Annotated in this window: 12 protein-coding genes; 9 read left to right on the top strand and 3 right to left on the bottom strand. The window is 59.6% G+C overall.

Translation table 11 applies throughout. From position 1 onward, the window contains the following. The first annotated feature begins 16 nt into the window (after positions 1–16). The 5 genes from CHH27_RS16725 to CHH27_RS16705 all read left to right on the top strand — a co-directional run bounded on the left by CHH27_RS16725 (position 17) and on the right by CHH27_RS16705 (position 5,496). Positions 17–1,150: a cobalamin-independent methionine synthase II family protein gene (locus CHH27_RS16725; RefSeq protein ID WP_094072592.1), complete on the top strand. Its 1,134-nt coding sequence runs from the start codon at positions 17–19 to the stop codon at positions 1,148–1,150. Beyond that, entirely contained in the window at positions 1,147–1,839 is a 693-nt protein-coding gene (locus tag CHH27_RS16720; protein ID WP_094072591.1) for an alpha/beta hydrolase, read from the top strand. The genes CHH27_RS16725 and CHH27_RS16720 overlap by 4 nt, the downstream gene beginning before the upstream one ends. Further along, complete coding sequence (locus CHH27_RS16715) at positions 1,839–2,534, top strand: RraA family protein (protein WP_094072590.1); 696 nt, start codon at positions 1,839–1,841, stop codon at positions 2,532–2,534. The genes CHH27_RS16720 and CHH27_RS16715 overlap by 1 nt, the downstream gene beginning before the upstream one ends. A 314-nt stretch (positions 2,535–2,848) precedes the next feature. Then, entirely contained in the window at positions 2,849–4,075 is a 1,227-nt protein-coding gene (locus CHH27_RS16710) for a phage tail tip lysozyme (RefSeq protein WP_094072589.1), read from the top strand. Positions 4,076–4,092: 17 nt separating this feature from the next. Beyond that, complete coding sequence (locus tag CHH27_RS16705) at positions 4,093–5,496, top strand: D-Ala-D-Ala carboxypeptidase family metallohydrolase (protein WP_094072588.1); 1,404 nt, start codon at positions 4,093–4,095, stop codon at positions 5,494–5,496. A 54-nt stretch (positions 5,497–5,550) separates the two neighbouring features. Here the strand turns inward: CHH27_RS16705 and CHH27_RS16700 are convergent, their stop codons facing one another. Beyond that, positions 5,551–6,990 carry a short-chain fatty acyl-CoA regulator family protein gene (locus CHH27_RS16700; RefSeq protein ID WP_094072587.1) on the bottom strand — a complete coding sequence of 480 codons (1,440 nt, stop codon included), beginning with the start codon at positions 6,988–6,990 and terminating at the stop codon, positions 5,551–5,553. 216 nt (positions 6,991–7,206) lie between these two features. Here CHH27_RS16700 and CHH27_RS16695 point away from each other — a divergent pair, with 216 nt between their 5' ends. Continuing rightward, entirely contained in the window at positions 7,207–7,509 is a 303-nt protein-coding gene (locus CHH27_RS16695) for a helix-turn-helix transcriptional regulator (protein WP_157738963.1), read from the top strand. Between the two features lie 121 nt (positions 7,510–7,630). Here CHH27_RS16695 and CHH27_RS16690 read toward each other — a convergent pair whose 3' ends face one another. Together CHH27_RS16690 and CHH27_RS16685 are read right to left on the bottom strand one after the other, a co-directional pair. Continuing rightward, on the bottom strand, positions 7,631–8,569 hold the full coding sequence (locus CHH27_RS16690) for a LysR substrate-binding domain-containing protein (protein ID WP_094072585.1): 939 nt from the start codon (positions 8,567–8,569) through the stop codon (positions 7,631–7,633). Between the two features lie 299 nt (positions 8,570–8,868). Beyond that, entirely contained in the window at positions 8,869–9,672 is an 804-nt protein-coding gene (locus tag CHH27_RS16685) for a creatininase family protein (protein WP_094072584.1), read from the bottom strand. 168 nt (positions 9,673–9,840) lie between these two features. Here CHH27_RS16685 and CHH27_RS16680 point away from each other — a divergent pair, with 168 nt between their 5' ends. The 3 genes from CHH27_RS16680 (at position 9,841) to CHH27_RS16670 (ending at position 12,938) form a co-directional block, all read left to right on the top strand. Beyond that, positions 9,841–10,800, top strand: a complete 960-nt coding sequence (locus CHH27_RS16680; RefSeq protein WP_094072583.1) for a putative metalloprotease CJM1_0395 family protein — start codon at positions 9,841–9,843, stop codon at positions 10,798–10,800. A gap of 138 nt (positions 10,801–10,938) precedes the next feature. Continuing rightward, positions 10,939–12,096 (top strand): MFS transporter, encoded by a 1,158-nt coding sequence (locus CHH27_RS16675; RefSeq protein ID WP_094072582.1) that lies wholly within the window; start codon positions 10,939–10,941, stop codon positions 12,094–12,096. Between the two features lie 53 nt (positions 12,097–12,149). After that, the gene (locus CHH27_RS16670) at positions 12,150–12,938 is read left to right on the top strand and encodes an ABC transporter ATP-binding protein (RefSeq protein ID WP_094074818.1); all 789 of its coding nucleotides are present in this window, start codon (positions 12,150–12,152) and stop codon (positions 12,936–12,938) included. Positions 12,939–13,058 lie beyond the last annotated feature (120 nt).

The raw sequence follows: 13,058 nt of genomic DNA, 5'->3' as shown, positions 1-13,058 counted from the left end.
CACAAAGGGGGAGATCATGAGCACACTTGACGTAACCCATGTCGGTTCGCTGCCGCGCACGCAAAAGGTCGTGGATTTCATCTTCGCGCGTGAAAACGAGGAAGTTTTTGACCAGGCTGGTTTCGATGCGGCGATGACCGAGGCCGTGTCCGAGACCGTCGCCAAACAGGTGAAGGCGGGTGTGAGCATCGTCAGTGACGGTGAAACCTCCAAGATCTCCTATGCCACCTATGTGAAGGACCGCTACACCGGCTTTTCCGGAGACAGCCCGCGCAATGCGCCGGAAGACCTGAAACGCTATCCGAGTTTCCTGAAACGGATTGCAGAAAGCGGCGGTACCCCGAAATATGCCCGGCCGATGTGCACCGGTGAGGTGCGTTCCAAGGGGCAGGGCGAACTGGAAAAGGACATCGCGAACCTGAAGGCGGCGATGGCCGAACATGGTGCGGCCCGCGGCTTCATGAATGCCGCCTCGCCAGGCGTGATTTCGCTCTTCCTGCAAAATGATTTCTATCCGACGCGCGAAGCCTATCTGGAAGCGCTGGCCGATGTCATGAAGGCGGAATATGAGACGATCGTCGGCGCTGGCCTGGACCTTCAGCTCGACTGTCCGGACCTTGCGCTCTCCCGGCACATGCTCTTCACCGACCTGTCGGACGAGGAATTCGTCAAGATAGCCGCAAGCCATGTCGAAGCTCTGAACCACGCGCTTTCCGATATCGATCCGGCCAAGGTGCGCATCCACATCTGCTGGGGCAATTATGAAGGCCCGCATGTCTGTGACATCTCCATGGACAAGGTGTTTTCGACGCTGATGTCGGCGCGGGCGCGCTACGTGCTCTTTGAAACCTCCAATCCGCGCCATGCCCACGAATGGACCGTCTTTCGCGACCGCAAGGCCGAGATCCCGGACGACAAGATCCTGGTCCCGGGTGTTGTCGATACGACCACGAATTTTGTCGAGCATCCGGAAGTCGTGGCACAGCGGCTGGACCGGTTTGTCGAGATCGTTGGCAGCGACCGGGTGATTGCAGGCTCCGATTGCGGCTTCGGCACCTTTGCCGGGTTTGGGGCCGTCGATCCGGATATTGCCTATGCCAAGCTGGGGGCGCTGTCAGAAGGGGCGGCTATCGCGGGAGCCAGGGCGTGACACCCCTCGTCCTGTTGCCGGGCATGATGTGTGATGGGCGGCTCTACGGACAGCAGGTCGCCGCTCTTTCCGGCGACCGGCCGATCCATCTGGCCCCACTCACCGCCCATGACACCGTTGGAGCGCTGGTCGCCGACATTCTTGCATCCGCGCCGCCGCGCTTCGCGCTCGCTGGCCTGTCCATGGGTGGGATCGTGGCCATGGAAGTTCTGCGCCAGGCACCGGACCGCATCGACCGGCTCGCGCTTCTGGACACCAATCCGCGTGCCGAACTGGAAGAGGTCAAACAGCGCAGGGAACCGCAGATCGAAAAGGTACGCTCCGGCGGGTTGAAGGACATCATGCGCGACGAGTTGAAACCGAATTATCTGGCCAATGGCCCTTTGCGCCAGGATGTGCTCGACTTGTGCATGGAAATGGCACTCGATCTTGGCCCGGAGGTTTTCGAACGGCAATCCCGTGCCCTCCAGACCAGGCCGGACCAGCAGGAGACGCTGAAATCTGTCAGTTGCCCGACCTTGATCCTGATGGGCGCCGAAGATCGGCTGTGTCCGCGTGACAGGCACGAGCTGATGCATGATCTGATCAAGGGCTCGACGTTTAACGTGATCGACGGTGCGGGGCACCTGCCGACGCTGGAACAGCCGGATGCCGTTAACGCTGCCTTCAAGACATGGCTGGACATGTGATGGATACCGAACTTCTCAATCTCCTGAAAACCGTCGATACACCAACCGTCTGCAATGCGATCGAGGTCGCCGAAGGCCGGCGTGGCTTTAACCGGTTCACAAGGGGGACGATGCTGTGTTCCGATCCGGAAGGGGGCGCGATGGTCGGGTTTGCGCGCACCGCCAAGATCTCCGCGCTCGCGCCGCCGACGGAAGCTCCGGAGGTGATCAAGGCCCGCCGGATGGACTATTACCGCTACATGTCCGAAGGCGAGCGGCCGGCACTGGCCGTCGTTGAAGATGTCGATTTCCCCAATGCCATCGGGGCCTACTGGGGCGAAATCAACACGACCGTGCACAAGGGGCTGGGTCTCTCCGGCGCTCTGACCAATGGTGTCATGCGCGACCTGGGCGACCTGCCCGACGGTTTTCCCGTTGTCGCCGGATCCGTCGGACCCAGTCACGGGTATGTCCATGTCACGGAAATCGGTACGCCGGTGAAAGTCTTCGGGTTGGACATCCATGCCGGCGAACTTGTCCATGCCGATCGGCACGGCGCTCTGGTGGTACCCGAAGCAATTGTCCCGGTTCTTGCGGATGCGATCCGCAAGTTGCTGGAGACTGAAAAGCTGGTTCTCGGCCCGGCGCGTGAACCTGGTTTCACTTTCGAGAAGTTCCAGGAAGCGTGGGCGGCCTTCGAGAAGGCGCGAACCTGAATTGCCTTGCGGTCAGTCCGCCGGTGTGATGCCGCGGTAGCCGAGAAAATCAAAACTTAACAAGCGCTTGGAGCGTGGGGGTATTCGCCCATGCGCCGTTCTGCTGTCGATCCCTCAAGACGATTGTCTCACTGATTCAGCGTTGATTCCCGCTTGGGTTGATTTTGGTGGTGTGTTTCTCTTTTGCTCGTCATGAGGGAGTTATTTGGTTGACCTTCTGAATGCGTTCAAGTTTAAATTGAATTGAAGGCGGGTCGATCAAGAAATTTAACAAAAACACCGCTGGGAGCCTTTGTTACGTCGAGGTAACCTTCATGAGTATCCTTGTTTCAGGTCTGCTTGGTGTTGCCATTACAGTTGCGCCAAACCTTTTCAAGTTGCTGTCTGCTGATAGAGAGGATGGTGATTTTCGGGAAGAGGCAGTGGAAATCGTCAAACGATTTGTTCAGACAGACGATGAAAGCGAAGCCAAGAAAAAACTGGCGGCGGATCCCGAGTTGGAGGCCAAGCTCCGGGTTGAGCTTGCAGAACTGGAAGTCCGGGCTCTGGAAGAGCAGGCGCGTTCGGAAGCAGAACAGAAGAAGATCGACCTTGCCTTTCTGGAGCTTGAAGAAGCCGAACGCGATCAGCGCCATCAACAGCAGCTGGATCACCTGAACGCAAAACTCAAGAGGGTGGATGCTGCCCGCACATTCGCGCTTGAGGCCTCGAAATCCGAGAAATGGTGGATTGCCGGCATCAATCCGTTTCTCTCGCTCGTCGTGACAGTCGGCTTCCTTGCCGCGCTCTACCTGATCATGGTGGAGACGATCGAGAATGTCGAAATTTTCTACACGGCGATCGGTGCCCTCGCGACGGCCTTTGCAACCGTCGTCGGATTTCACTTCGGTTCGTCCTCAGGGTCCAAAGAAAAAGATGAAATGATCATCACGGTGCCGCCTGCCACAGAACCCGAGACGGCGACAGCCGGGCGGGCGGGAGCGCCGGCTCCCGGTCGTGACGCGGTGCCTGAGCAAACCGGTGCGCAGGGCGTGCCGGCCCCCAAGCCGAAACCGGCAGTGCCTTTGCCGGATCCGGGCGGGACGTTTGGTCTTTTCCGGCAAAAGGCACCCGGTGTGATGCAGAACCTCATGGATGATTTCGGCCTCACGCTCGATCAGGCCGCCGGAGTCCTCGGCAATATCGGGCATGAATGCGCCGGCTTTCGAACGATGCAGGAAATCAAGCCGATTGTCGCCGGTAGCAAAGGCGGCTGGGGCTGGTGCCAATGGACGGGACCGCGGCGCAGGGCATTCGAAGCCTGGTGCCAGAAAAACGGGTTCGACAATCTGTCAGATGACGACGCCAATTACGGCTTCCTGAAACACGAGCTGGAGACGACGGAAAAAACCGCGCTCAGGCATCTTCGCAAGACACTCTCCCTCCGGGACGCCACCAGGAGCTTCATGGACAAGTTTGAGCGTCCGGGGATCAAGCATTTCGATGGCCGTTTGAATTGGGCGCGCGAAGCGCTCAAGGCCAAACGCAACAGCCAGAGCTGAGAAGAGGGAGACGTGTCATGAGCAAACTAACATCCGCCCTCCTCAATATTGCAGCCGGCATCATTCCGGCGCTCGGGGCGCTTGCCAAGGCCGATCCGTCGGGCAAGCTGGCCGACGACATCGTCGACGTGATCAAGTCCGTCGCCAAGTCTGACGACGCCAGCAAGGTCAAAACTCTTGTCGAACAGGATCCTGCGGTGCAGGCGGAGCTGGAAAAGCAGTTGGCCGAACTGGCGCTTCGCAAACAGGAAGAGGAAAACAAGGCGCTTGAAGCGCAAAACCGGCTGGAGCTGGAAAAGGCGCAAAAAAGCCTGGAGGACCGGCAGCAGCAGCATGAGCAGGAACTCGAGCTTGCCGAAAAACAACTGGCGAACACGGAAGCTGCCAGACGTCATGCACTGGAGGCCGCAAAATCCGAGAGGTGGTGGGTGTCGGGCATCAACCCGCTTCTTTCCATCATCATCACCTTTGCCTTCCTGGGGTTCATCTACCTGATCGCAACGATCCCCCTGAACGAACCCGCTCCGAATGGGAACCAGCCCTCGAATGCGAATTCTGCCGAAAGCGCGGCAACGGGACAGAATGGCGGCGAGCGGCAGCCCGCGGACGCGGAAGTCGCAAATCCCGCGGCGACGGATCCCGCCACCAGTCGCGAGGCGGATGCAGATAGGCCAGCGACGCCTGATGGGAAGACGGCGCCCGATGGGAAGACGGCGTCCGATGGGAAGACGACAGACAAGGCCCGTGTCGACAACAGGGATGTCTTTTATGTCGCCTTTGGCGCGCTTGCGACGGCGTTCGCGACCGTGATCGGTTTTCACTTCGGTTCGTCTTCCGGCTCGAAGCGGAAAACCCAGTTACAGCGTATCTACGGTGTTGGCGCCCGCGCCGCTCCGGTTGGCTCGGCAGATGCTGCGCCCGCGCAGACGGTGGCAGCCGGAAACGTGGCGGGGGGCGAGACGGCGAGCGGTGCCGCGAGCCATCCCTTCGAGGCCTTCTGGCTAAAGAACCTGTCTCATATCGAGCATTTCAACTGGAAGGAGTTGCTGTTCAAGGGGGCATCGCATGCGCGGTTCAAATCCAATACGGATCCGGACCCGAGCCTCTACCCGAATGTGGTTCCCCTGGTGAACCTGCTTGAGAAGATCCGGCAGGAAGTCGGGGCGCCCGTCAGGTTGCTCAGCATCTACCGCAGCCCGGACTATAACCGGGATGTGGGGGGCGCGGCATCCAGCCGTCACATGCAATTCGATGCGGCGGATTTTGAAGTGCTGGGAGCGGGCGCCGGAAATTCGGACCGCTGGTACAAGATTGCCAAGAGACTGAGAGACAAGGGCGAATTCAAGGGTGGAATCGGTGTTTACAAGACCTTCGTTCACGTCGATACGCGCGGCACCAACACCTTCTGGGACAGTCGCTGAAGCCGGTTTCGTGCCGCAGAGCTGTCTGGGCCCGCTGTCGGGCCGGGCTGAAGGTCAATCGAAGGCCTTCACCTGGTAAGGCACGATGCCGCGCCGGCCGGAATCGATAAAGGGTTCCTTGTCGATGGCCGGGAAGGCGCGCTGGTCGCAATTGTCGCGCGGACAGATGCGGCAATTGACCCCTATGGGTTCCGGAGAGGCGATCTCCTCCACTGCAAGACCGTCGGCATAAACGACTTCGTCCGCATATTTGACCTCGCAGCCGATCCCGAGTGCGTAGCGCCGCTCGCCGCTGCGATAGTCGGGTTGATGTTTCGTGATGCTGGTGGCAACGCACAGATACCGAACGCCATCCGGCATCTGAGCGACTTGTGAGGTGAACTTGTTGGAGTTCTGCTCGAATGCCTGATGGACGTTCCAGCGCGGGCAGGACCCGCCGAAACGGGCGAACTGAAACCTGGTCGCACTGTGCCGCTTGACGACATTGCCGGCCCTGTCGATCTTCACGAAATAGAAGGGCAGGCCCATTGAGCCGGGCCGCTGCAGGGTGGACAGGCGGTGGCAGATCGTTTCGATGCTGGCGTCCATCCTGTTGGACAGGAGCTGGATGTCGTGGCGGCACTGCGAGGCGGTTTTCAGAAAGGCGTCATAGGGAAGCAGCAGGGCGCCGGAAAAGTAGTTCCTGAGCGCAAGACGGGCGATGCTTTCCGCGGAGTGGGTCTTGAAGCGGGCCCGCTCGACCTCCTCGGAAATGAGGTCGCGGACACAAAGCTCGGCGATCACCGAACCGAGTAGAAAATTCTTCGTAGATTGCGGGATGGCCCGGTACAGCTGGATCTTCCGTGTGTAGTCGTCCTGCCGGATCAGCGTGCCCTCATAGTCGGGAAACTCCGTCACGGTCAGGCCGAACCGTTCCCCGAGCCAGACCGTCAGGGCATCAAAGTTGGATTGGCCCCGGTTGAGGCCGATGTCGTGGGCCAGCTTTTCGGCTGCGCGATCGATGGAGTCGACGTAATTGTCCATGTAGTGGAAATAGTCGCGCACCTCGTCATAAGCGGATTTGCGCGGGGCAAGGCCCTCGTCACCTGCGCCGCTTTGCTGGGCAAGGTCGTCCTCGATCGCCTCCCGGTCGTGGTAGGTCCTGAGGGCGCTGTAAAGATCCATGATCGCCTTTGTGACGCCAGGCGCCCTGGTCACCACCTCGTGGATTTCCTGTCGCCCAACGGAGGCGCTGTGAAACTGGCTGTCTGCGAAGATTTCCTGAAGATCCTGAACGACCCGGTCCAGATCGTTCTTTTCGAACGCCGACAGGTCGACGCCGAAAATCCGGTTGATAGTCAGGAGAACGGAAGCGGTGACCGGTCGGTTGTTGTTTTCGATCTGGTTCACATAGGCCGTCGAGAGGCCGATTTTTCTGGCAAACTCCACCTGGGACAGGCCAAAATCCGACCGGATCTGACGAAGTGTATGACCGGAAAAGAGCTTCTTGCTCACAGCGCATTTCTCCGAAGTTAAATTGCAAACTATTAGCAATATGCAGTATGCATTTTAACATTTTACAATAGCCGGATAATGATGAAAAGTCCCGACAGCAGCAGCCGTCGGAGGTTCGGCTGGATGCATTCAAGGTTTCAGATCGATCGGCAACTCATGTCCGTGCCCAAGACGGAATTTTGCCGATCGGAGATGACAAACCCGAGGAGCAGAGCCATGACAGCCCATTTTGCCCTTACAAACAGCGTCGCCGACAACGGCACACAGAACCGTCTCGTCAGCGGCATTCGCTGGCCGCTCAATCTGACAGATCTGGTAACACCGCGTCAGCTGGAGATCCTGTTGAAACTTTGCGAAGGCAAGGTGAACAAGCAGATCGCCTATGAGCTGGATGTATCCATCGCGACCGTCAAGGCACATATCCGCAACGCCATCACCCGTCTTGGTGCCAAGAACCGGACCAATGCAGTGGCCATTGTGGCGGCGAATTCGGCAATCTTTCAAAATGCAGCCGGCTGACCGGGCCTAAGGTCAGCCTTGTGCACAGACCCCATCGACCGCAAATCAAAACGACAATTTCAGCGGTCAGTCTCGCCGGAGGGCAAGACCAGGAAACGGACCTGCCTGATCTGAAAGAGGGCTAGGCGGGCCGTTTGATCATCGCATTGCGGATGGTGGCCACTTCCTGGGACAGGAACTCGCAGAAATCCTTGGCGACAATCGAAATCGGCCGGTGGGTCGGTGTCAGGATCGACAGGCTGTTCTGCACCCGTGGCCGGAAGGGACGGAATACGATCATGGGTGGCCCCATGCCGTTCCGGTTCTTTTCCTGGGCGTTATAGGCCGTGATCATGTCGCAGATCAGGGCGCATAGTCCGGCTTCCACGAAACGCAGCCCCGGCGCGGCCGTCTGCAATTCAAATCGCTGATTGAAGTCAACACCCGCGTCCCGAAAGCGCGCAAGGGTCTGCTTGTGGCTGCGATGCTCGGAATGCAATAGCGCCAGCGGATAGCCGTCCAGTTCGGCCGGTGTGATCACTTCGAGAGAGGCCAGCGGGTCGGTCGCCGGTATGGCGCACATGCATTCCAGGTCGAAATCGACCTGGTCGAAAGAGTTGCGAGCCCGTGGGGTTTCAGCAAAACCGACGTCAAACTGCTGCGCAGCGATCAGCTCTTCAATCTCACCCGAAGTCCGGCTTGCAAGCGCCACCTTGACGCTCGGTTTGTCGGCGAGAAACCGCGACAGGCTGTTGGGCAGGAATTCGGCTGTTGCTTCCGGAATGCCGGCAACACGAAGCTGGCCATGTTCACGATTGGCGAGGCCACGCAATGTCCGCTTGGAAATCTCCAGCCGCTTGAGGATCGCTTCGGCTTCTTCGAGGAAAAACTCTGCTTCCGGTGTCGGGACGAGGCGCCCCTGCTCGCGCACAAACAGTTTCAGCTCAAGCTCGGTTTCCAGTCCGGCGATGGTGGAACTGACTGCAGGTTGGGTTCGGCCCAGTGTTCTGGCTGCTTCCGAAATGGAGCCGCTGCGCATGACCTCGCGAAAGGTCGCCAATTGCCGAATTGACAGATTCATGGCTTTGCGAGAACCACCCCCACCAGACGTCACCTTTTATTAATGTGTCGCCTATGGAGCATTCCGTCAATACAATAGAAAAAACACTCGCAAGCTGGGGAGTTGTCTGGGGATTAAGCCGGTAAAATACTGAGCTTTCAGAAACTAAAATCAGAAAATATATTTCTGGTGCTTTCCGTTTTGGTAAGCGAAAGACGGTTGTGATCTTGAGCGCGCACCAGTCCATCTTGTCGCTGGCAGCAGACAGACAAGCTTAAAAAGTGCCGGCTCAGGGCTGTCGAGGCGCGCCAGGTCGCGCCTTACTTGTCGGTAGACCCGAGCCACGTCAGGTCGAAGGCCTGGATGTCCTGCAAAAGCTCGATAAATCCATGGGCTGCGTGATCAAGTGACGCCTGTCCCTTCTCGGCTGTGGCAAGGGCCGCGTTGCCGAGAGCGCCTGACGGATTGAGGTCCTCGGACATCCAGCCATACTGCGCCTTGCCGTGGCCGCGCAGGTGTTTGAATTCTTCCAGATACCGCTGCTGCTCCGACGGGAAGTCTGTCGCCTGATCCATGCGGACCAGATCGGGGCGCAAATGCAGCATCAGCGACGTTTCGATATCGCCACCGTGAATCCCGTAGGTGAATTCCTCGTCGCGGTAGAGACCGTCCGGCTGGCCGAAACGGAGCCAGTTGGTCGCTGTGACAAACATGCCATGCCGGGTGCGCAGTTCACGAGCGACGATGTCGAGAACCGGCACATTGCCGCCATGCGAATTGATCAGGACCAGTTTGCGCAGGCCGGCCCGGGCAACGCCTTCTCCGATTTCGATCCAGCTGCGGGTAACAGTCTCCCAGCCCAGGGTCAGCGTTCCCGGGAAATTCAGGTGTTCATCCGATTTGCCGATGGTCTGTAAAGGCAGGAAAGTGACGGGCAGGTTGTCCGGCATCAGGTCCAGGACACGGGCAATCTGGCCCTCCGCAATAGTCGTGTCGGTTGACAAGGGCAAATGCGGGCCGTGCTGTTCAATGGCTGCGACAGGCAGAACCGCAATCCAGTTCTCGCGCCCCTGAGCCTGGAAATCCACCGTTGTCATGTCTTGCCAGAAGGGGCGGGGCAGCATCGCGTCAAACCATTTTGTGTTAACCCTCTGACTTCATTTGCACAAAGGCGAAGGGCAAGCAAGGGGCGGGCGGATTTGAGCAGATTTTCCGCATGATCACGCGGATATGATGCCATTTCTTAACCGGCGTTAGGAATTTGCTGACTCCTCTGGCGGACAATCCACCCCATGATCGGCGCGTTATTGTCCAACACGCCGGCGAACCTCTTGAGAAGCAGCGGTGTCGCTGGCGTTTCGGAACCTGGTGCCGGGGAAACAGCCCCGGGCCGGGAACAGCTGGCTTCGCGCGACAGTCTGGCAAGTTCACGCGCTGCGACGGTGCGGGCCGGCAGTGCGCCCCCCCTGACACCGGAAGCCGTGATCGCCCTTCAGGATCCGCAATCGTCCGGAAATGCCGCTTCGGGCTCCGCAAACACCGCGCAAGGACAATCAGGCGAAGAAGAAGCGGGCGAAAACCAGTCCGGTCGCGCAGCGGCGAATGGGGCCGCGCAGAACCCGGTAACGGCAGCAAATGGTGGCCAGAGCACAGCCGGGCAGGGCGAGGAGGATGACGCCGATGGCGACGGCCTGAACGAAGCGGAAGAAAAACAGGTCCAGGAGCTGAAGGAGCGCGACCGCGAGGTGCGGGCTCATGAACAGGCCCACGCCCGTGTTGGTGGTGCCTATGCCAGCGCGCCCACCTATACCTTCCAGCAGGGCCCGGACGGCAAGCGCTATGCAATCGGCGGTGAGGTGCAGATCGATACCGCCAAGGAGCGCACGCCGGAAGCCACGATCCGGAAGATGCAGATCGTCATTCGCGCGGCCACCGCGCCGGCGGAACCCTCATCGCAGGACCTGAAGGTAGCGCAGCAGGCGCGCTCGCAGCTGTCAGAAGCGCAGGCTGAATTGCGTCAGCAGAAAGCTGCCGAGCTGAGCGGCGAAGACGAAGACGCCGTCACTTCCAGCACGGCAGGTGACGAAACCGGGGCCCCTGAAGCCAACCGGCCACCCGGCGAAAGCGATACTGACAGCGATTCCTCTGGTTCGGGTCGGCAATCCGAGACCACTGCCGCCATTTCCGCCTACCAATCTGCTGCTGAACGCGGCACCAGCACCCAATCTCTGATCGACTCACTGATTGGCTGATCTGTCAGTGCTGCTCGATCTTTCCTGTCGAGCCGAAAGCCGCACGCTCCATTGAAGATCTGCGCGCTTGTCTGCCAGCCAAAGGCGTGACAGAAAGGCGGCTCTTTGCATTCTCCCGCCTTCAAGCAGCAAACCGCTATGACAGCTCCCCTCAAGGACCACGCTTCCGCCGCACGCCGGGTCGTTTCGGCCATATTCTTCATGTGTGGCACCTTCATCGGCATGTGGGCCTCGCGGATCCCGCATGTCAAAGCCGCGACCGGTCTCGACGAGAGCGGCTTTGGCCTGCTCCTTCTTGTCATGGCCTGCGGTGCCTTCGTCGCGTTTCCGCTGACCGGCATGATGCTGGACCGGCTGGGGGCTGCACCTGTGACCAAGATCCTTGCCTGCGCCAATGTGATGAGTTTTGTGCTGGTCGGTCTTGCTCCATCCGTTCCGTTGCTCACGCTCGCCCTGTTTGTGGCCGGCTTCACCTTCGGTGCACTCGATGTCTCCATGAATGGCTGGGGTGCCGAAGTGGAAACCGCATACGGCAAGCCGATCATGTCGTCCTATCATGGCCTGTTCAGCCTCGGCGCCGGGGCGGCGGCGCTGGTTGGAGGGCTTGCCATCGAGCTGGGCCTGTCGGTCGCGATGCATTTTTCGCTCTGGAGTGTGATGATTGCACCCTTCCTGGTCTGGTTCTGGCGCCAGCCATGGCCGCAGGCCGTCGACAAGGAAAAAGACGGCAAGGCGCCCTTGTTTGCCCTGCCGAAAGGCGCACTCATCCTGGTTGGGCTGATGGCACTGGTCGCAGCCCTGGGTGAAGGCGCCATGACAGACTGGGCGGCGCTCTACCAGATCGAGGATCTCGGATTTTCCGAGGCGATCGCACCGACGGCCTTCACCGTCTTTTCGGTTGCGATGGTTGTCATGCGGCTTGCCGGCGATCAGGTGATTGCCCGTTTTGGACCTGTGCTTGTTGCACGGCTGAGCGGTCTGACAGCCTTTGCAGGATGCCTTCTTCTGGTCTCGGGCGCAAATATCTGGGCAGTCTGGGCCGGCAGTTTCGTCATGGGGCTGGGCTATGCGGTGCTGTTTCCCCTGGCCATGTCCCGCGCAGCCAGCGATCAGAACATGTCCAAGGGGTCGGCGCTAGCGGCGGTGGCGACACTTGGTTACGGCGCGTTCCTGTTCGGTCCGCCGCTGCTCGGATTTGTCGGTGATCTCTTGTCTCTGCGCGCCTCTTTTGCGACCGTCGCCTTGTGCACGCTTGCAATTCCGTTTCTTGCGGGCGCGCTCAAGGTCAGGTCCTGATCCGGATGCCGGCGGGGACGGACCGGGAAATGAACAGGAGAGCAGACGAAAGCATGTCCCAGACCGACCAAGCGCCTGTCATCGTCTCGTTGAAGAATGTTCGCAAGGAGTTTGAAAACGGCACGACGGCTCTTCAGGATTTCTCGCTTGAGGTCCGAAAGGGAGAGTTCGTGTCTCTGCTCGGTCCGTCCGGATGCGGCAAGTCCAGTGCGCTCCGGATCATTGCCGGACTGGCCGCGCCAAGCGGGGGAGACGTCGCCTGGCCGCAAGAGGCGCACGAGCAATCCGGACACGAGCTTGGCTTTGTCTTCCAGGAGGCAACGCTGATGCCCTGGGCGACTGTCTTCAGCAATGTCTGGCTGCCCTTGCGCATCAAGGGCGTGTCGAAATCGGCGGCGCGCGAGCGCGTGATGGACGCGCTGGAAACGGTTGGCCTCCAGGACTTCGCCGATCACAGGCCGGCGGAGCTGTCCGGCGGCATGAAGATGCGTGTCTCCATTGCGCGCGCGCTGATCACACGGCCGAAGGTTCTGTTGATGGACGAGCCCTTCGCGGCCCTAGATGAAATCACCCGCTTCAAGCTCAACAACGACCTGATGCATCTTCAGGAGAGTTTCGGCTGGACTGTTCTTTTCGTGACCCATTCGGTGTTTGAATCGGTCTATCTCTCCAGCCGGGTAGTGGTCATGGCGGCCCGGCCCGGCCGGGTGGTCTGCGAGCACCGGATCGATATGCCCCGTCCCCGTGACGATGGCTTCCGGACCTCGCAGCACTACAGCGACCTGTGCCGGGACGTGTCCGCGTCGCTGCAGGCGTCCATGGAGCCGGCGGACGCGTTTTGACGTGTGGTCCGAAAGCTCCGCTTAGCAGGCTAAACGGGCCCAAGTTCCCGTGTTGCAAATTAATTTGCGACAAGCGGAACAAGTGTCATTTGACGGTTAAATAACCTCGTTAGGGTGCGC

Source organism: Labrenzia sp. VG12 (genome assembly GCF_002237595.1).
Lineage (GTDB): Bacteria > Pseudomonadota > Alphaproteobacteria > Rhizobiales > Stappiaceae > Roseibium.
The sequence above is the reverse complement of the archived record's forward strand: the minus strand, read 5'-3'. Positions and strand labels throughout refer to the sequence as shown.